Source organism: Pseudanabaena sp. Chao 1811 (assembly GCF_027942295.1).
In the GTDB taxonomy this organism is placed as follows: Bacteria; Cyanobacteriota; Cyanobacteriia; order Pseudanabaenales; family Pseudanabaenaceae; genus Pseudanabaena.
The window spans coordinates 4,617,068-4,637,252 of record NZ_CP101416.1 but is presented as its reverse complement, the minus strand read 5'-3'; the positions used below and the strand labels follow the sequence as shown (position 1 = coordinate 4,637,252).

The 20,185-nt window shown below is 41.5% G+C and carries 13 protein-coding genes; 6 read left to right on the top strand and 7 right to left on the bottom strand.

All coding sequences use genetic code 11. From position 1 onward, the window contains the following. Window positions 1-38: 38 nt before the first annotated feature. Window positions 39-2,273 (top strand): polyphosphate kinase 1, encoded by a 2,235-nt coding sequence (gene ppk1, locus NMG48_RS21120; RefSeq protein WP_271253358.1) that lies wholly within the window; start codon window positions 39-41, stop codon window positions 2,271-2,273. Window positions 2,274-2,324: 51 nt separating this feature from the next. Here the strand turns inward: ppk1 and bioB are convergent, their stop codons facing one another. Further along, window positions 2,325-3,263, bottom strand: a complete 939-nt coding sequence (gene bioB, locus NMG48_RS21115; protein ID WP_345961219.1) for a biotin synthase BioB — start codon at window positions 3,261-3,263, stop codon at window positions 2,325-2,327. A gap of 624 nt (window positions 3,264-3,887) precedes the next feature. On the opposite strand from bioB, the gene NMG48_RS21110 reads away from it, so the two are divergent. Continuing rightward, window positions 3,888-8,078, top strand: a complete 4,191-nt coding sequence (locus tag NMG48_RS21110; protein WP_271253356.1) for a response regulator — start codon at window positions 3,888-3,890, stop codon at window positions 8,076-8,078. Between the two features lie 77 nt (window positions 8,079-8,155). Here NMG48_RS21110 and NMG48_RS21105 read toward each other — a convergent pair whose 3' ends face one another. Next, entirely contained in the window at window positions 8,156-8,392 is a 237-nt protein-coding gene (locus NMG48_RS21105) for a NifU family protein (RefSeq protein ID WP_169362153.1), read from the bottom strand. Window positions 8,393-8,483: 91 nt separating this feature from the next. Then, window positions 8,484-9,236, bottom strand: coding sequence for an iron-sulfur cluster biosynthesis transcriptional regulator SufR (gene sufR, locus NMG48_RS21100; protein ID WP_271253355.1), 753 nt, complete (start codon window positions 9,234-9,236; stop codon window positions 8,484-8,486). A gap of 279 nt (window positions 9,237-9,515) precedes the next feature. On the opposite strand from sufR, the gene sufB reads away from it, so the two are divergent. Further along, window positions 9,516-10,952 carry a Fe-S cluster assembly protein SufB gene (gene sufB / locus NMG48_RS21095; protein WP_040688473.1) on the top strand — a complete coding sequence of 479 codons (1,437 nt, stop codon included), beginning with the start codon at window positions 9,516-9,518 and terminating at the stop codon, window positions 10,950-10,952. 143 nt (window positions 10,953-11,095) lie between these two features. On the opposite strand, the gene NMG48_RS21090 is transcribed toward sufB, so the two are convergent. Then, window positions 11,096-12,343 carry a PQQ-dependent sugar dehydrogenase gene (locus NMG48_RS21090; RefSeq protein ID WP_271253354.1) on the bottom strand — a complete coding sequence of 416 codons (1,248 nt, stop codon included), beginning with the start codon at window positions 12,341-12,343 and terminating at the stop codon, window positions 11,096-11,098. Between the two features lie 180 nt (window positions 12,344-12,523). Between NMG48_RS21090 and sufC the strand changes: the two genes are divergently transcribed. Continuing rightward, on the top strand, window positions 12,524-13,306 hold the full coding sequence (gene sufC, locus NMG48_RS21085) for a Fe-S cluster assembly ATPase SufC (protein WP_271253353.1): 783 nt from the start codon (window positions 12,524-12,526) through the stop codon (window positions 13,304-13,306). Then, window positions 13,306-14,706, top strand: a complete 1,401-nt coding sequence (gene sufD / locus NMG48_RS21080) for a Fe-S cluster assembly protein SufD (RefSeq protein WP_271253352.1) — start codon at window positions 13,306-13,308, stop codon at window positions 14,704-14,706. The genes sufC and sufD overlap by 1 nt, the downstream gene beginning before the upstream one ends. Window positions 14,707-14,774: 68 nt before the next feature. On the opposite strand, the gene gyrB is transcribed toward sufD, so the two are convergent. The 3 genes from gyrB to NMG48_RS21065 form a co-directional block, all read right to left on the bottom strand. Next, entirely contained in the window at window positions 14,775-18,020 is a 3,246-nt protein-coding gene (gene gyrB / locus NMG48_RS21075) for a DNA topoisomerase (ATP-hydrolyzing) subunit B (protein ID WP_271253351.1), read from the bottom strand. 428 nt (window positions 18,021-18,448) lie between these two features. Continuing rightward, window positions 18,449-18,805 (bottom strand): DUF4189 domain-containing protein, encoded by a 357-nt coding sequence (locus NMG48_RS21070; protein WP_271253350.1) that lies wholly within the window; start codon window positions 18,803-18,805, stop codon window positions 18,449-18,451. 245 nt (window positions 18,806-19,050) lie between these two features. Further along, a complete protein-coding gene (locus NMG48_RS21065) occupies window positions 19,051-19,416 on the bottom strand; it encodes a DUF4189 domain-containing protein (RefSeq protein WP_271253349.1) in 366 nt (121 codons plus the stop codon). Window positions 19,417-19,684: 268 nt separating this feature from the next. On the opposite strand from NMG48_RS21065, the gene ruvC reads away from it, so the two are divergent. Then, window positions 19,685-20,155, top strand: a complete 471-nt coding sequence (gene ruvC / locus NMG48_RS21060; RefSeq protein WP_271253348.1) for a crossover junction endodeoxyribonuclease RuvC — start codon at window positions 19,685-19,687, stop codon at window positions 20,153-20,155. The last annotated feature ends 30 nt before the right edge of the window (window positions 20,156-20,185 follow it).

Genomic DNA, 20,185 nt, shown 5'->3' with positions numbered 1-20,185 from the left:
TCTGTAATCTAGTTATTAGAAAATAAACACTTGTTGCTATGACTAAGCCTAAAAGAGATTTATCTAAGAAAAATTTAGAAGCTGATGTGGAAATACCCGTTGATTTGCCAGTAGAGGTATTGCCGCATCTAGAGAGTGTTGGAGAGGCAAATAAAGTTCTATTAGAACTAGAGCAATCAATTAATCAACCAATTAACAAAAGACCTGAAAAGACAATTGATCGATCGCTATATTTTTTCAACCGTGAATTAAGTTGGATCGCCTTTAATAAGAGAGTTTTACATGAAGGGGTTGACTCACGTACCCCATTGCTAGAAAGAGCTAAGTTCTGCGCCATTTTTAGCACTAACCTTGATGAATTTTTTATGGTTAGAGTCGCAGGAGTCAAGAAGAAATTTGCAGAACAGCTCGATATTATTACCGATGATGGATTGAAACCCGACAAACAGTTGCTAGCGATTCGTGATGCGCTAGTACCATTGGTAACGATGCAGCATGAGTTTTTTGAGAATACATTGCGTCCAGAACTACACAAACATGGTGTGAAACTTCTGGATTATAAAAATATTGATAAGAAGCATCAACACTATCTCACCACCTATTTTCGGGAAAAGCTATTTCCAGTACTTACACCATTAGCGGTTGATCCTGCCCATCCCTTCCCCTATATCTCCAATCTCAGTCTCAATTTAGTGGTGCTAGTACGCGATCGCGAAACGGGGGAAGAAAACTTTGCAAGGGTGAAAGTTCCTAATGTATTGCCAAGATTTGTACGAATTCCTGAAACTAAGGATCATACGTTTGTACCTTTAGAGCAGGTGATTGCCCATAACCTTGACTCATTATTTCCGGGGATGGAGATCCTCAGTTACTATCCATTTCGGATTACCCGTGATGCAGAACTGGATATTGAGGAGGAAGAAGCAGATGATTTAATTTCGGCTTTGCAAGAGGAACTCCGTAAGCAAAAATTTGGCTCAGTTGTACGAATGGAAATTGCCAACGATGTACCTCTTGCTATTCGCCAAGAATTGATTGATCAATTGGGAATTACGGAGGCAGATGTTTATGACATTCCGGGGCTAATTGGTTTGGGCGATCTAATGGCGATCTCTTTTTTGCCACTGCCTAAATATCAGGATCAGCCTTGGAAATCTGTAACCCATCCCCGACTAAAGGAATCAGATGAGCATAAAAATATTTTTGACATCATTCGTGAAGGTGACTTTTTAGTACATCATCCCTATCAGTCTTTTACAACAACGGTACAGCGCTTTATTGAGGAGGCAGCTAATGATCCTCAGGTATTAGCGATCAAACAGACTTTGTATCGTACCTCTGGCGATTCGCCAATTGTCCATGCATTGATTCGGGCGGCGGAGAATGGTAAGCAGGTTGCGGTATTGGTAGAACTTAAGGCGAGATTTGATGAAGCGAACAATATTCTCTGGGCAAGAAAACTAGAAAATGCGGGTGTGCATGTGGTCTATGGACTAAAGAATCTGAAAACCCATACCAAGACGGCTTTGGTTGTGCGACAAGAAGGCGATCGCTTAGTGCGCTATGTGCATATTGGTACGGGTAATTACAATCCCAAAACTGCCAGATTTTATAGCGATCTCGGAATATTTAGCTGTTGTGATGATTTGGGAGCAGATTTGACGGATTTATTTAACTATCTCACTGGATATTCCCGCCAACGCGAATATCGCAAGCTATTAGTTGCCCCCGTGAATATGCGTGAAAAGTTTTTGCATCTGATCTATCGGGAAATCGAACATCAAAAGCAGGGATATCCTTCCTATATCATTGCGAAGATGAATTCACTGGTTGACCCTGAGATCATCTCAGCGTTGTATGAAGCTTCACAGGTGGGCGTGAATGTAGATTTAATTATTCGCGGTATGTGCTGCCTGCGTCCTAAGGTGAAGGGCTTAAGCGATCGCATCAGGGTCATTAGTGTGATTGGACGCTTTCTCGAACATTCACGTATCTTCTATTTCAGTAATGGTGGTGATGAACAGGTATATATTGGCAGTGCTGATTGGATGCCGCGTAATCTAGATGCTCGTGTGGAGGTAGTTACACCAGTAGAAGAATTATCCCTAGTTAAAGAACTGAAGCAGATCCTTGAAATTGTGTTAGCAGACAATCGCCAAACATGGGATTTGAAGTCTGATGGTACATATATTCAAAGGCATCCTAAGGATGGTGAACCTGAGATGAGTTCTCAGAAGCATTTCATGTCACAGGGTAGACCTGAGTTTGCATAATTAAAAAAAGGGAGCGCTTTGCGCTCCCTTTTTTTAACTATGCTGAGCGACTTATACGAGTTCTTTGGGTTTGATGCCTAGCTGTTGGAACATATTTGTATCATCTTCCCATTCGGGATTTGCCGTAGTTAACAATTTCTCACTAGAGAAGATGGAATTTGCTCCTGCAAGGAAACATAGAGCTTGATCGGAAACACTGAGCCGATCGCGTCCTGCGGAGAGTCGCACAATTGCCTTAGGCATCAGAATTCTTGCCGTTGCCACCATCCGCACTAGTACTAAAGGATCAATTGGTTCAAGATCACCAAAAGGAGTTCCTTTTACAGGGGAAAGGGCATTAATGGGAACTGATTCAGGCTGGGGGGTGAGATTTGCTAAGGTATGTAAAAGCTCAATGCGATCGCGATCAGTTTCACCCATGCCGACGATGCCACCACAACAAACTTGAATTCCTGCGGCAGCAACATGCTGAATTGTTTCAAGGCGATCGCGATAGGTGCGAGTCGTAATAATTTCGGGATAGAAATTTTCGGAAGTATCAAGATTGTGATTGTAAGCAGTTAAACCTGCTTTAGCTAAGCGTTGGGCTTGATCTGGACGCAACATTCCCATAGTTACACAGGCTTCCATTCCCATGCCAGCCACTGCTTCTACCATCTGTAAAACCCGTTCAAAGTCTTCGCCATCGGGAGCATTACGCCATGCTGCGCCCATACAAAAACGAGTAGCACCATGCTCTTTCGCTTCTTGGGCTTGGGTAATCACTTCCTCTAGCGGCAATAAAGGATAGGTCTCTACACCTGTGGGATAACGCGAACTTTGAGGGCAGTATTTGCAATCTTCAGGACATCGCCCCGACTTAATATTGGAAAGCGTACACATCTGCACAGTATCAGTTTGGTGGTGCTGACGATGTATTGATTGTGCCTCAAATATTAGAGACAACAAAGGCTGATGGTAAATCTTGGTAACGGATTCAAGTGAAATCAAGAGAGTATATATGCTTACAACATAAAGATAGCGATCGCCATTGTACTGCGAAGGAATACCGCTTTAAAGCGCGATCGCAACACTTCTTTAAAAAAAGTGGCATTACAAAGTTAACCAATCGCTATACTAAGTACTTTTATTAATCTCACAACATGATTTAGGAGTGCTAGAGCGCTTCGCGCTTTCTCCAAAAACAGATAAATTAAAAAACTGGTTTCGTTATTTTTTTAATTTATCTAGACTACATAAAGCCTAAATTAGACTGTATATTAGAAGTAAATAACGGGAATTATTCAGCGTAACTATAGACTAAATTCTAGCTATAGTCATAGCAAGTATTCAGCTTAACCAAATACCTAGATTCTTTAGTGTGAACATACTTTTTGTGGAGAAAAGTGGATTCATACCAATTTACCAATTCTCTCTATATAGAATCGTTGGTAATACTAAAATTATGATGAGTATTCGCTAGGGATAAGCACAATAATTTTAATTCAGAATAGTTCAGAGTAAAATGGAATAGCAAAAATAAAATGTCATCTGGCGATATTAGGCTACTAAATTTAGCTATTAAGTTTTTCTAGCTAATAGGTCTATGCAGTATTAACTATTAACATCATCTAAATGATTCCCGCCCCAAAACCAAGCAATGAAGTAGAAAGAGTTAGCGCTCTTTACGCCTGCAATATTTTAGATACCGAATCAGAACAAGGTTTTGACGATATCACTCAATTAGCTGCTCACATTTGTCAAACCCCGATAGCCTTGGTAAGCTTAGTCGATAAAGATCGGCAATGGTTCAAATCAAAAGTAGGACTTGAGGCAACAGAAACCCCCAGAAAAATCGCTTTTTGCGCCCATGCAATTCTTCAAGATGATGTCTTTATCGTATCTGACACCCTAAATGACGAAAGGTTCAGAGATAATCCACTAGTTACAGAACCACCAAATATTCGCTTCTATGCGGGAGCACCTCTGAAAATCGCTGGCGGACATCCCATCGGCACTTTATGTGTAATTGATTACCAGCCAAGAGAATTAAATCAAAAACAGATTGAAGCTTTAAAAACTTTAGCCAGTCAGGCTGTTTATCTCATTGATACCAGACGCACCATACAGGAAGTCAACCGTCTATCTTTCGCCTCAAAATCTTCAAATTATAAAAATAAATTTTTAAAAAAGATTGCGTTTTTGACAAGTATTGCTGCGGGAATGGTGATTACACTCGGTAGTGTTGCCTATAATAATTTAGTCAAGTTACAAGAAACAAATACTGCTTTTTTACAGCAGCAAGAGATCTTATCCAGAATTAGCCGTCCATTAAATGACATCCGTGATCTCAAAGTGGCAGTGGCGGAATATATCTTTACTAATAGTGAAGATAGCTTAGGGAGGTACGAAATATTATCTGTGCAGCTAAAGCAAGATATTGAATCAATTCAGAATCTCAAAAAGATTAATAAGATTAAACTCTACGATTCAAAACAGAAGAATCAAAATTTTGATAAGTATCAACTCTTAATAAAAAACATCAGAAAAGAACTTGACCATTCCGTAGAAATACTTGCTCTCTATGAAGCTGCTGGCATTAAAGCAGTCCAAAAGAAGATGCTAGACGATAAATTCAGAGATGTAAGTTCTTACACAATGGATTTTGAAGAGTTAGCCAATATCGAAAAAGATAAGTTATCAACTTGGCTCAATGAAACACAAGCTTTAATTAATCACTTAGTAGATATTTCTGTAGTTGCTCTACTCTCAACTTTAGTAGTACTCTGCCTATTATTTTATTTTGTTTATAGTGAAATTAAAACCCGTTTGCAGCTAGAAAATAGCCTCAAGCGCGAACGTGATTTTACGGTCACTGTTTTAGATACCATAGGCGCATTAGTAATGGTTATCGATCCTGAAGGTAAAATTATTCGGTTCAATCGTGAATGCGAAAAAGTAATGGGGTATCGCTATGAAGAAATAAGAAATCAAGTTTTTTGGAATGTATTTTTACTTCCAGAAGATGTTCAACCGATTCGTGAACAATTAAATAAAACCAATCAAGATAAATCGTTAAAGTATCAAGAAAATTATTGGTTCAATAAAAATAGAGAAAAGCTTCTAATTTCGTGGTCAAGTACAACCTTGCTCAATAAAGACGATGAGGCTGAATTTATTATCATCACAGGTTCTGACATTACCGATCGCAAGCGTGTAGAAGAAGAAATTCGTGTACAGAATTGGCGATCCTTAGTTACATCTCAGATCACCTTACGCATCCGTCAATCTCTCGATATTAAAGAAATCTTAGACACAACTGTCTTAGAGGTACGCAAATTCCTGAGTGCAGATCGAGTCATCTTTTATAAATTTGATGGCGATTGGGAAGGAAAAGTAGTTGCTGAGTCAATTAATGAAATAACTCAGAGTCTTTTAAATACAGATATTCAAGACCTCTGTTTTCGCAATGGACTATGGCAAGAATATCGTCAAGGCAAAAAGACCATTAATGAAGATATCTCGCAATCTAAGTCTCCTGAATGTTATAAAAACTTGATGGCGGAACTTCAAGTTAAAGCTAATTTGGTAGTTCCAATTCTTGAAAGCGATCGCCTTTGGGGTTTGATCATAACTCACCAATGCCATGAGACTCGCCACTGGCGAACTTTTGAGATTGAATTTCTTAAAGAATTAGCGGATCAAGTAGGAATCGCTCTTTATCAAGGCACACTTTTAGAGCAGGAAACCCGTAGACGTGAGCAACTTGCCAAACAAAATATTGAATTAGAACAGGCTCGTCGTGAAGCAGAAACTGCCACAAAAATGAAGAGCGCATTTTTGGCTACCATGAGCCACGAAATCCGTACGCCGATGAATGCCGTATTGGGGATGACAGGTTTACTCGCAGATACTTCGCTTTCGGCAATCCAAAGGGATTTTGTGGAAACAGTGCGGATCAGTGGCGAGAATCTCTTGACGTTAATTAATGAAATCCTCGACTTTTCTAAATTAGAAGCCAATGAAATGGAATTGGAAGAGCTTAATTTTGAGCTTAGTACTTGTGTAGAAGAAGTCACAGATTTACTCGCGATGCTAGCTCAAAACAAGGGATTAGAGCTAGCTTCTTTAATTCATCACGACGTTCCTAACTATTTAACTGGTGATGTATCAAGATTAAGGCAAATATTAACAAATCTCACTAGCAACGCTATTAAATTTACGGCTCAAGGGGAAGTCGTGATTAAGGTTTCTTTGAAATCTGCAACAGATACTACGGCAAATGTTGAATTTAGGGTTATTGATACAGGGATTGGAATTTCTCCAGAAGCTCAAAAGAAACTATTTCAACCATTTACGCAGGTCGATGCATCTACTACGCGCAAATATGGTGGTACGGGGCTAGGACTAGCTATCTGCAAACAGCTTGTAGATTTGATGAGAGGAGAAATTGGTATTGATAGTGAAGAAGGAAAAGGTTCTCAATTTTGGTTCTGGATTCCCTTTGCTAAGCAATCTAGTGAAGAAATCGCGCAGATTAAGCCTAGACGGGAAGTGGATCTTAAGAATATTCGAGTATTGGTTGTTGATGATAGTGAAACTAATTGTAAGATTTTGACCTACCAACTTACGGCTTGGCAGATGCGGGTTGATACGATCCAAAATGCGATGGAAGCTATACCAATCATGCAAAAGGCTCTTGATGAAGGCGATCGCTACGAATTAGCGATCCTCGATATGCAAATGCCAGATCTTGACGGAGAGAATTTAGGTATTCAAATTAAAGCGGATGCTAGATTGAGTGATACGAAGTTAATTATGTTGACATCTCTCAATCAAAAAAATGGAGTCAATAAAATTAAGAAATTGGGCTTTGATGAATACCTTATAAAGCCAGTCAAACAGTCACGCTTACTAGATACTCTCATGTCAGTGATCGCCTCATCCTATGGCAATCTAGATAACTTTACATCTACGAAGATTAGGCATATACCTGTTAAGGATGGCACTCAGGTAATCAAAACTTCTAAACTCAAAATCTTAATTGCAGAAGACAGTCCAATTAATCAAAAAGTGGCTCTTCATCAATTACGCAGCATTGGTTATGAGGCTGATGTAGCAGGTAACGGGAAAGAAGTGTTGAGTTTATTAGAATGTATTGATTACGATATCATTTTAATGGATTGTCAGATGCCAGAGCTAGATGGCTATGAGACGACTATGGCAATCCGCAATCAAAACTCTGATAAGTCGAAGATCATCATCATTGCGATGACTGCCAACGCAATGAAAGAGGATCGCGATCGCTGTATCAATTGCGGTATGGATGATTACCTCAGTAAGCCGATTCGGAAAGACGATTTAGCCCAAAAGCTGGCAGAGTGGGATCTAAAGTTGCAGGAACTGCCCAAATTTATGGACGCTGTCGAGGTAACTACAACTGAGGCAATATCTGATCCATTAATTTTACCTCAAGCTAGTAATGAATCTCCGAGCATAGATTTACCCTTGATAGATTGGACGTTTATAGATGAAATTTCTGATGGTAGCGAAGAGTTTAAAACTGAGATACTCCAAACCTTTTATAGCTCCACGACCCAAAGTCTAGAGCAACTCCAACAAGCGATCGCCTCTCAAAATTACACAGAGATTCGACATATTGCCCATTTTATGAAAGGGTCAGCAAGTAACTTAGGTATCATTTCTCTTGCCGCGATCGCCAATGACTTAGAGAATAACGCGATCGCTCAGCAATGGGATGCCCTAGAGGATCAATTCGGAAAAACACAGGAACTATTAGCCTTGCTTCAAGAAAAATATTCATAAAAAAGCTGGGCAAAGCCCAGCTTTTTTATTTCAAGAGAATTTCACTGCCAATTATGCCAGTTCTCTTTTAAGAATTTTTAAAAAACCTGTTCAATTTCAGCAATATCGGGAATTTCTTCTTTTAATTTGCGCTCAATCCCCATTCTGAGAGTCATTGCTGAACTAGGACAGGAACCACAAGCACCTTGTAAACGCAATCTCACAATTGGTCCTTCGATTTCGACAAGTTCCACATTGCCACCATCAGACATCAAATAGGGACGCAGTTCATCAAGAACATTCTCAACATTATCTTTAGTTAAAGTCAAACTCATATTTTTACCCTTGTATATTTTCCTTTGTTTATCTAAAAACTACTTACTATGCTAATCGAATTAGCACTGGTTGTGAACATCAAGCCAATAGCTAACAGCTATTAGCTAGTTCCTGAATCAAATAACCACAACGATGTTCGCCATTGACCATCCAGTGAGTTCGCTCCACTGGACAATCGAGAACTGTAGCAAACATTTCTAATTCATGTCCGCAAACGCTGGGAAAAGATTCCGCCACATGGGCGATCGCGCAATTATATTCCGTAAAAATAAAACTTTGCTGGTCTTGACTATTCCCTTCTACGGGAAACCACTCCGTTACATAGCCTTCGGAACGGCGGATTTCGGCTAATTTCTCTAGTCTTTGCTTTAGCGAACCTCCTCCAAGTTGCGATTTATAATTTTGCGCCTTGCGTTGCCACTGCTTTTGCAACACCTCAGATACTTGCTCTTTGCCCAACGTATCGATCAGCGTATCTAAGAAATTTACGGCAAACTGGTTATAGCTATCGGGAAAGCGATCGCGTCCCGCCACCGTCAAAGCATAGATAAACTGTGGTCTGCCCATGCCCACCTGCTCAGCAGTGTGATAGATTAGCCCCTCAGCCTCTAAATCCTTTAAATGCTTCCGAATTGCTTGGGGACTAATATCTAGACGATCTGCTAAATCTTGAGCGGTCACTTCGCCCCGTTTAAGCAAATGCTGCAAAATATCTTGCTTAGTGTCATGTTTAGTTTCAGGCTTGGCATCGCTTTTACCCACGCTTTTATCTAACTTATGATCTAGTTGCGCTAGTTCTAAGTCTGGTGTATTTATCTCAGCAACGCCGATGGGAGTTTTCATGGAATAAGCTCCTGATGGCAATTCGAGCAGTTGGTCATATAAGCAAAAGCCAAGAGAAGATTGCGATGCTTTGCATCGCAATCTTCTCTTGGCTTTTGACTGAAGCTAATGACCATAGTTATGTGTTGAAGTTGTAAAGTTATAAAAAAATTGACTTTGACAACTTGTATGTTGCTAATGTACCGTACAATGAGTAAAGAAACAAGCAAGTTGTTTTAATCCCGTAATTTTATGCAACGCACTAAAATTACACATTAACTATCAGGAGCCTTAACTGACATGACTGCAACGGTTCAAGCACTTGTCAACCAACCATACAAATACGGATTTGTTACGTCTATTGAGTCGGATACGATTCCTCGCGGGCTTAGCGAAGATGTCGTCCGCATGATTTCGGCTAAGAAAAATGAGCCAGAATATATGCTGGAATTTCGCCTCAAAGCGTATCGCCAATGGTTAAAGATGCAAGAACCGACTTGGGCGCATGTGGATTATCCTGCGATCGATTACCAAGATATCGTTTACTATTCCGCACCAAAGCAGTCCAAGAAAAAGGCAAGTCTCGATGAAGTCGATCCCGAATTGCTCGATACCTTTGAGAAATTAGGTATTTCCCTATCAGAGCAAAAGCGCCTCGCCAATGTTGCCGTTGACGCAATCTTTGACAGCGTTTCCGTCGCAACTACCTTTAAAAAAGATTTAGCCAAAGTCGGTGTAATTTTCTGCTCGATCTCGGAAGCGATGCATGAATACCCCGAACTAATCAAAAAATATTTAGGAAGCGTTGTCCCGATCGCTGATAACTACTTCTCGGCACTGAACGCCGCCGTATTTAGCGATGGTTCCTTCGTCTACATCCCCAAAGGTGTGAAATGCCCCATGGACTTGTCCACCTATTTCCGCATTAATAATGGCGATTCTGGTCAGTTCGAGCGTACCCTCATCGTTGCCGAAGAAGGTAGCTATGTGAGCTATCTCGAAGGCTGTACTGCGCCAATGTTTGATACCAATCAACTGCACGCCGCAGTTGTGGAATTAGTCGCCCTAGATGATGCCGAAATCAAATATTCCACCGTGCAGAACTGGTACGCTGGCGATAAAAATGGCAAGGGTGGAATCTATAACTTCGTGACCAAGCGTGGCTTGTGCCAAGGCAAGAATTCCAAAATCTCTTGGACGCAGGTAGAAACAGGCTCGGCAATCACTTGGAAATATCCTAGCTGTGTCTTAGTCGGCGAAAATTCCGTTGGAGAGTTTTACTCGGTTGCGCTTACCAATAATAAGCAACAAGCTGATACTGGCTCCAAAATGGTACATATCGGCAAAAACACCCGCAGCAAAATCGTTTCTAAGGGTATTTCCGCAGGTGGCTCCCAAAATAGCTATCGTGGCTTAGTGAAGATTTCACCAAAAGCAGAAGGCGCAAGAAATTATTCTCAATGTGACTCGATGCTGATCGGTGATTGCTCACAGGCGAATACTTTCCCCTATATCCAAGTCCAAAATAATACCGCCAGAGTCGAGCATGAAGCATCTACTTCCAAGATTGGTGAAGAACAACTCTTCTATTTCCAACAACGCGGTATCGCGGTAGAAGATGCCGTCTCCATGATTATTAGCGGCTTCTGTAAGGAAGTATTTAACGCTTTGCCGATGGAGTTTGCAGTGGAAGCAGATAAGCTTTTGGCTTTGAAGTTAGAGAATAGTGTTGGATAGAGCGATCGCCATTCACCTTTCAACCTTAAAAATATACAGCCTGTTGAGGATTCAAGTAGTAAAGAGAAATTTTTGAAAGCGCGGCGGAGCCGCGCTTTCAAAAATTTCTCTGGGTTATAATTCAGCGCAAAGCGCTGTATTCCTTACATTGGCTCCAGTCGGATTAGTTGTCCCGCTTGTTCATCGGTGAGAATATAAATAAATCCATCTTTTCCTTGCCGCACATCACGCACCCTTTGCCCAATGGGTATAGTCTCTTGAATGGCTGTTTTATTTGCCTCTATTTTGATGCGAATAACATCTTTCGATACCAAGCCTCCTGCAAAGAGATTGCCTTTCCACTCTGGAAAGCGATCGCCACGATATACCATCAATCCAGATGGTGCGATCGCAGGAGTCCATACCAATTGGGGATCGACCATATCAGGACGAGATGTTTCGGTGGAAATCTGTCCACCGATATATTCTTGACTAAAGCTGACAACTGGCCAGCCGTAGTTTTTGCCAGCTTCGATGAGATTTAATTCATCCCCACCCCTTGCACCATGCTCTGTTGACCATACTTGCTGCGATAAGGGATCGGCAAACAAGCCTTGAATATTACGATGTCCGTAGCTCCAAATTGCAGGATTAGCATTAGTGTTTTTTGCAAATGGATTGTCAGACGGAATGGAACCATCATCTTTAAGTCGAAGGACTTTGCCAAGTTGACTATCTAGCTTTTGGGCTTGCTTGCGAATTAGTTCACCATTTAACTCTAATGGTGGATTCCCCCCATCACCGATCGCCACCAGCATGGTTTGATCAGGTCGCCAAACGATGCGCGAACCAAAATGCTGATTGCCAGACTTGGATGGTTTGACCTCAAAAATCACTTTCGGCTCCACCAGAGCTTTTCCATCAAACTTGGCTCGTAAAATACTAGTGTGGTTAGATTGGAAATCTCCAGAAGAATAAGTAAGATAAACCCAGTTATTTTGCTCAAAGTCTGGATGTAACGAGATATCCATCAAACCTGCTTGTCCAGATACAAATAGGTTCGGGATATTCGCGATCACAATTTCCTCTAGTAATCCATTGCGTAAAATTTTGACTCGACCAACCCGTTCAGTAATCAGAATCGCGCCATCAGGCAACCAAGCCATTCCCCAAGGTCTTTCTAAATCTTTGACTACGGTGACTTTTTTGAAACCAGTCGGAGTAGGTTTTTTATCAATTGCTTTATTAGTAGCATTATTAGTGGCAATCGCTGATGTGGTTGGTTGAGCCGCGATCGGTTCATTCAGCTTAGGTTCTGGGACAGTGCAACTTCCTGTGAGCAAAGCGATCGCGCTAATGACGAGGCTCAACGGATGACGTAAAGTCTGAATCGCTTTTGTCTGGTAATTCATAGTTTTTCGACCTTCTCATGCCAATATCTGTTCACTACATGATTATAGTGCTTTTCATTTTGCCTAGGGCAAAATGAAAAGCGCAAACCCTTACTCTGATTGTTTTTTTGTTTTGGAAATGAGTACGCACGCATTTCCAAAACGCTATACAATATTAAGTAGCTGTTAAGAGAAACATAGATGATTGTTGAAAATAGTGAAGTAATTTTATCGGTCAAGGATTTGACTGCGGAAGTGGATGGAGTCCAGATTCTTAAAGGACTAAATCTCGAAATTAAGTCTGGTGAAGTCCATGCGATTATGGGACCTAATGGCTCTGGTAAAAGCACTTTCTCCAAAGTATTAGCGGGACATCCTGCCTATACCGTCACAGGTGGCGAGATTTGGTATAAGGGCAAAAATCTCTTAGATTTAGAACCCGAAATTAGATCTAGAGAAGGCATATTTTTAGCTTTTCAATATCCACTGGAAATCCCAGGGGTGACAAATTCTGATTTCTTAAGATTGTCCTATAACAATTTGCGAAAGCATAAGGGGTTAGAAGAGTTAGATATTATTGATTTTGATGACTTCATTCAAGAAAAGTTAGAGATTGTGGAAATGAATCCATCATTCTTGAGCCGTAGCGTCAATGAAGGATTTTCAGGTGGTGAAAAGAAGCGCAATGAAATCTTGCAAATGGCAATTCTTGATCCGACTTTAGCAATTTTAGATGAAACGGATTCAGGGTTAGATATTGATGCTTTGCGGATTGTGGCGGGTGGTGTGAATAAGCTCTCCACACCTCATAATTCTTCTCTCGTAATTACCCACTATCAGCGCTTGCTCAATTACATTATTCCTGACTTCATTCATGTGATGGAAAATGGCAAGATCATTCTCACGGGTGGTAAGGACTTGGCGCTAGAGCTAGAAGAGAAAGGCTATGACTGGCTCAAAGAAGAAGAGGCGGTGTTGGCATAATGGCTATTCAAGTTTCTGGACAATTGGAAGATCAAGCGGAATTTAAGGGTGCGTTAAGTACGCGCAGTAAACTGGCTGTCAATAGTGAGCAGTTTGTCGCTCAGGTTGTGGGTTTACGCTCTGATGTTGCCACTCCCGATCAAGATACCAGCGATTTTGTGGGCAACCTGCGGCAGTTGGCTAGCGATCGCTTAGCAAGCCTATCTTTCCCCACCACTAAAGATGAAGAATGGAAATATACCGATGTTTCCGCTTTGGGGAGTTTGACTTTTGCCAATCAACCAGCGATCACTTCCCGTAGTGCTAATCTTGAAGCCTTAATCGCCAATAATATCGCGCCAGAATCTTTAGGTAATTGTCTGGTATTTGTGAATGGAAAGTATCGTAAGGACTTATCCGATACTAGCGATGTAACGGAAGGCTTGGTCATCGGGACATTAGAATCTCTAGGCGATCGCATTTTGCCAAAGTTGCGATCGCATCTCGCCCAGCATCCCGATGCTAATGATTTTTTTGCGAGTCTCAATACCGCTTGCATGGAAGATGTAGCAATCATTCTCGCACCGAAAAATTTGGTGGTAGAGAATCCTGTGCAATTGCTCTTTATCTCTGCTCCCCAATCAGGTGAAGCAACTTTAATCACCCAGCCTCGTTGTTTGATCATTGCGGAAAGCCATAGCCAATTGACCTTTGTGCAAACCTTTGTGGGTGAAAATAATCACCTCTATTTCACTAATGCGGTGACGGAAGTTTGGCTAGCGGAAGGCGCTCAGGTCAATCATACAAAGGTGCAAAGACAAGGCGATGAAGCGATTCATATCAACACTACTGCGATCGCTCAAGCTCGCAATAGTGTCTATAAGAACCAAGCGATTAGCTTTGGAGCAAAGATTTCTCGTCAAAATTTGATTGTGCATCAAATGGCGGAACAAACGGAAACTTCGCTCACAGGTTTAGCTTTTATTGATGGAGAACAGCTTGCTGATACCCATTCGGTAATCTCTCACAACTATCCGCATGGATCGAGCAAGCAACTGCATAAATGTATTGCCGATGGGCGTTCCCATGCGGTCTTTAATGGCAAGATTCAAGTCGCGAAGTTAGCCCAGCAGACTGATTCTGCACAGCTAAGTCGTAATCTGTTACTATCGGGCAAGGCGCGAGTAGATACTAAACCGCAGTTAGAAATTTTTGCGGATAATGTCAAATGCGCTCACGGTGCAACGGTTAGCCAATTGGATGCTGAAGAAATCTTCTATCTCCAAAGTCGGGCGATCGATGCCGAGAGTGCGGCAAAACTGCTGACCTATGCCTTTGCAACGGAAGCGATTTCTGAGATTCCTATCGTCTCAATCCAGCGATCGCTTAGTAGCTTTGTTTTAGAAAAAACGAAATCCTAACAAAAAAGCACCACACTTTGTGTGGTGCTTTCTAAAAGAAGAAAGGCAGCATTGCTGCCTTTCTTCTTTTAGATATCTAGATCTGCAAGTCCTAATTTTGAGCCATAGGTCTCAATAAATTCGCGGCGTGGGGCAACTTTATCACCCATTAAGATTGTGAAGATCCGATCAGCTTCCGCAGCATCTTCAATGGTGAGACGTTTCAGCGATCGCGTGGCAGGGTTCATGGTCGTTTCCCATAGCTGTTGCGGCATCATTTCACCTAAACCTTTGAAGCGCTGAATGCTGTAGTTGGCATTAGGAGGGAAAGAAGCTATTAGCTCCTGCAAATCGCGATCGGTATAGCAATAGGTATGGTTTTTACCGCGCTCCACCTTATAGAGTGGAGGACAACCGATATAGATAAAGCCGCGATCGAGTAGTTCTCTTTGATAGCGATAGAAGAAGGTCAAGAGCAATGTCCGAATGTGCGCTCCATCCACATCCGCATCAGCCAGCAAGATAATTTTGTGATAGCGAAGTTGGGCTTCGTTAAAGTCTTCACCTTTAATACCAAGACCACAGCCTGTAATTAAGGCTTGGATTTCATTGTTTTTATAGATCTTGCTATCATCGGCTCGCTCGATATTGAGAACTTTACCGCGCAATGGCAGGATTGCTTGATAATGGCGATCGCGTCCTTGCTTAGCACTGTTATGTACAAATACACCACTAGCAAGGGCAAAATTGTGGCTATTTGGCACTTCGATGTCATAAACATCAATACGCTCGCTTAGTTTCTCAACCTTGACAATGCGATGATTGTAATTAGTAACTGCCTCAACTGCAAGTTCGGAATTACCTTCAAAATAGCGATCGCAAAATGTCTCAAACTTGAGTAGAGATTTATCGCGAGTATCAATGCGATAAGCACGATAGGCATCTAAATCAAGACAACCATTCTCAACTGCAATCTGCTTAAGAGCAGCTAAGGTTTTGCGGTAATAGGTTTGTTGTAAAGCAGCCTTACGTTTTGCTCTAAAGGTATCTGTCCATTGCTCTTGAGTTTTTACACGTCGCCAATCGATCAGATCAGGATTTTGCCATTGTTGCTGTGCAATTTCTGATAAGCGTTGTCTTGCTTCAGGGTTTTGGGCAAAAAATTCTTTTGTTCTTGTAGATTGCTGCTGACGATGTTCAGGATTACTCCAATATTCTCGCTGAGACCGATCTAACTGCTGCTGATTTTGTGTTTGATAATCAGGATTGCTCTCATAAAATTCACGCCACTTCGCAGTCATATAGGCTTTGTAATCGGCATCTTCCCACTGTGCCTTTGCCTGTTGCGAGAGAATTTCTCTAGTTGCAGGTTCTTGCATTCTCTGACTCATGCGATCGCGAAATTCTTCCGTAGTTTTTAATTGACGGCATTTTTCGATGACTTCAGGACGATGTAAGGTTTGGGCAATGTGAACTTGATGCAATTGCAAATGATCTAACTTTGGCAAACGTTGGAGATTAGTTGGATTATTATTCAGTTTATTAAAATCAACATGATGACAATGATCCCCATCTTCGACTTGGTAAACACCTTGATAACGGTTATACCAATCTGCGATCACGTGCGTGAATAACCAGCCATCGGATTTGGGATTCCATACCATTTCATATCCATCGATGGTGATGCTCTTATCAGCTTTACTAGACAGCCTGCGATAGAGAGGCATTAATGAATCATCAACCGCGAGTTCGGCGGCGGCTTTGTAAGTGCGATCGCGAAGCATGAAAGGATGATCAGGTGTACAAACTAGCTGCTCACCATTATCTAAAGTGACACGAATTACCTCTGCATTTCGCTTAGTAATTCTGGCATTGATAATCTGCTCAACTCCAATCGTGCCATCGTTACGAATCGTGTAACAGAAGTTTTGCTTACCAGCCTTTTCTTCTTCTACCAATTGCTTGAAACTAATATTGCGTCCGTCTACTAGGGCAACGAGGGTATCACCATCAAAACAGCCGCCTGCGGAGTCTCCCTCAACAATGAAGATTTCGGATTCTTTGGGATCGCGAGAACTACAGTCGGCAAGCTTTCCCGGTAAAGTGGAAGACTCCAAAGCAGATTTGCGTCGAACTAGTTCACGGGCGCGACGGGCAGCTTCAGCCGCATTAAAAGCTTGTAGTGCTTTTTCGATAATTGAAGTAGCAACCGCAGGATGGAACTCTAGATATTCATTGAGAACTTCACCAACGAAGGAATCAACAATACCGCGTACTTCCGTATTACCTAGCTTAGTTTTAGTTTGACCTTCAAATTCTGGATCAGTAACCTTAACGGAAATTACTGCCGTTAAACCTTCTCGGACATTTTCCCCAGCGAGATTTGATTCGCCCTCTTTGATCTTTTTGAGTCTCCGAGCCGTAGCATTCATCGTGCGCGTAAGAACGGTTTTCAGTCCTTCTAAGTGAGTTCCACCGTCAATTGTGCGGATGTTATTCGCAAAGCCAAGAACGTTGTCATTGTAGGAATCAATACACCATTGCAATGCGACTTCAACAACAACGTTATCGCGTTCACCATTTACATAGATAATGTCAGGGTGAATAGGTTCTTTGTCGCGAGTCATGTAGGCGACATATTCGCGAATACCACCTTCATAACAATAGATATCGGTGCGAAGTTCTTCACCTCGGCGATCGCAAAATTCAATTTTTACGCCAGCATTGAGGTAGGCAAGCTCTTTGAGTCGGCTCGCGAGAATATCGTATTCAAATTCAGTTTGGGTGGTAAAAATTTGCGAATCAGGCTTGAAACGTACCTGTGTACCTCGTCGGGGTTGAGCTTCTTCGCTTGGGCTAGCGATTAATTCTGTGACAGGAAAGCCCCTTTCATATCGTTGCTTATAGACTTTTTCTAGTCGCCATACGGAGACCTCTACCCATTCGGAGAGGGCATTAACTACAGAAATACCGACACCATGTAAGCCACCTGATACTTTGTAACCACCATCGCCGAACTTTCCACCTGCATGGAGAACGGTGAGTACGGTTTCGAGGGCAGATTTTCCAGTTTTCGGATGAGTATCGGTTGGGATGCCGCGTCCATTATCGGAGACCTGTACGGAGCCATCGGGTAAAAGCTCAACTAAAATGCGATCGCAATGTCCTGCAAGGGCTTCATCAACGCTGTTGTCAACGACTTCAAAAACAAGGTGATGTAATCCTTTTGGTCCTGTTGTACCGATATACATCCCAGGTCGCTTACGAACTGCTTCTAGACCTTCTAGTACTTGGATCTGATTGGCATTATAAGTTTCTGTAACGATCTCAGGCATGAAGGTAAACAACTCCAGAAATTATGTCGTCTTCAAGGGGGCTTTAAAGAAAAACTTTACAAGCGCTCTTGATGGTGTTTTAAGGTGTTTTTTGAGTAAAGATTCAAAAACACTCTGCCATTATAGCTTAAAAGCCTTACAGATATGTCGAGACCATCTCAGAATAAGTTTTTATGTACCTCCAGTAATCGCGTAAAAAAACGTGAGTTCGATATAGCTATTTGCATTATTGAGAAGCACAGCGCAAATAGCGAAAAATGGTAAGAAGCACTTGGTGCTTCTTACCATTTTTCGCTATTTGTTTAACTGACATTGAAAAATACGAGTTCGGAATAATTTAAAACGGTTTTTGAGAGAGGGTTTGCTACGCAAACCCTCTCTCAAAAATCAGAAGCAAAAGCCTTACTAAACAGGGCTTTTATTAAATCCTAATGATCTGTGCAAGCCCATACCTGAATTGCACAGCTATCATTGCCACAATAACCAAGAGCATTATTTTTAGCAGTTGTTTCGTCTGCTGCGGCAGCCCATCCAAAGTAGCCACCACCTTTAGCAACAGCAGCACAACCATTACTAAAAGTAACTACTTCCGTACAACTGCCTTCACAAGCCGAAAGCGCGTATTGTTTTGCGCCCTCTTCACTATCGAAGTTATAAGCCCAGCCATAAGCCCCATTTGGCCCAGTGGCGACTGCTCCGTATTGGCTGCCTGCGATCGCTGCTCCAATTCCGAATCCCTCAGCTAAAAGAAAAGTGGCTGCAATAAATCCTAGATACTTTTTCATGTTTTTTAATAGCCTAGTAGTTTGATGATTTCCTAGATGATTGAGTAGTGCTAAATAAAGGAAACTATCCCATTCTCTTGATCACTACCAATGTTTGAATAGCCGTGCCTTAGTTTCCCAAAGAATTAAAACTTAATTCCTTCTCATTAATCTTGTCTCAGATTTTTTTGTTTTTAAGAATTAGTAATTTATTATTACTCAAAATCCTTAAAAAGATTAATTTGTAATCTTTTTAAGGATTAATTTTAGCGATCAGTGCAGGCCCAAACAACTACTTCACAACTAGAACCACCGTAGTCATAACAACTAGCAACAGCATTATCTTTAGCCGCAGTTTCACTAGCATTCCAAGCCCATCCAGTAGCTCCACCACCCTTTGCTACTGCTCCACAAGCATTCGCAAACCAAACTTTGGTAGTGCAGGTGTCACCACATTGTGAAAGTGCTGCATCGATCGCTGCATCTTTACTGTTGTAGTTATAGGCATAGCCATACGAGCCATCGGAACCAGTTGCTACTGCTCCATACTTATCGTCAGCGAGCGCAGCTCCAACTCCAAATCCCTCAGCCAAAAGAAAAGTAGCTGCAATAAATCCTAGGTATTTTTTCATACATTCTCCACTATTGAAATTAGATAGCTTGGATGATTTTGAGACCTGCACAATTAATTATTCCCCCGTAACAAATTAATATTATGCTTTTTGAAATTTTTTTTGATTTAACATTAAAACTCTTAACTTAATTAAACTAGATTGCACTAGTGATCACAATAAAATCGTTATGCCATGATTATGATAAAAAAGTGGCAATCCGTATTTTATATTGCTTTTTACATTTCCCAAAGAAGCGATCGCGATAAAGTCTGATAAGATTGCTGTCATGAAAATCTTAGGAATTGATCCAGGCTTAGCAATTGTTGGATTTGGCTTAATCGAAGTAGAAAAACCTGCTTCCCCCAAACTATTAGAATTTGGCACGATCGTTACACCCAAGCAGACACCAATTGGCGATCGCCTGAAAACTATTTATGAGGACATGCACACGCTGATTGAACAATTTCAACCTCAGGTGGTGGGGATGGAAAAATTGTTCTTTTATCGAATGGGCAACTTAGTAAATGTGGCTCAAGCGCGAGGGGTAATTGTGTTAGTTCTCAATCAGCACAATATTGAACCGATTGAGTTTTCGCCACCACAGATTAAGCAAGCATTAACAGGGCATGGCAATGCTGATAAAACTGATGTACAGGAGGCGGTAAAGCGGGAATTAGGGCTAGATAGTATTCCCCGTCCTGATGATGCTGCCGATGCGATCGCCGCCGCTTTAACTTGTTGGCTTATTAATGGTTAAGTAGCTGGGCGCAGTTAAATATAAAAACCA

Coding starts and splice junctions, on each gene's coding strand:
- ppk1 (WP_271253358.1), top strand. CDS start 39: ATGACTAAGCCTAAAAGAGATTTATCTAAGAAAAATTTAGAAGCTGAT.
- NMG48_RS21110 (WP_271253356.1), top strand. CDS start 3,888: ATGATTCCCGCCCCAAAACCAAGCAATGAAGTAGAAAGAGTTAGCGCT.
- NMG48_RS21105 (WP_169362153.1), bottom strand. CDS start 8,392: ATGAGTTTGACTTTAACTAAAGATAATGTTGAGAATGTTCTTGATGAA.
- sufR (WP_271253355.1), bottom strand. CDS start 9,236: ATGAAAACTCCCATCGGCGTTGCTGAGATAAATACACCAGACTTAGAA.
- sufB (WP_040688473.1), top strand. CDS start 9,516: ATGACTGCAACGGTTCAAGCACTTGTCAACCAACCATACAAATACGGA.
- NMG48_RS21090 (WP_271253354.1), bottom strand. CDS start 12,343: ATGAATTACCAGACAAAAGCGATTCAGACTTTACGTCATCCGTTGAGC.
- sufC (WP_271253353.1), top strand. CDS start 12,524: ATGATTGTTGAAAATAGTGAAGTAATTTTATCGGTCAAGGATTTGACT.
- sufD (WP_271253352.1), top strand. CDS start 13,306: ATGGCTATTCAAGTTTCTGGACAATTGGAAGATCAAGCGGAATTTAAG.
- gyrB (WP_271253351.1), bottom strand. CDS start 18,020: ATGCCTGAGATCGTTACAGAAACTTATAATGCCAATCAGATCCAAGTA.
- NMG48_RS21070 (WP_271253350.1), bottom strand. CDS start 18,805: ATGAAAAAGTATCTAGGATTTATTGCAGCCACTTTTCTTTTAGCTGAG.
- NMG48_RS21065 (WP_271253349.1), bottom strand. CDS start 19,416: ATGAAAAAATACCTAGGATTTATTGCAGCTACTTTTCTTTTGGCTGAG.
- ruvC (WP_271253348.1), top strand. CDS start 19,685: ATGAAAATCTTAGGAATTGATCCAGGCTTAGCAATTGTTGGATTTGGC.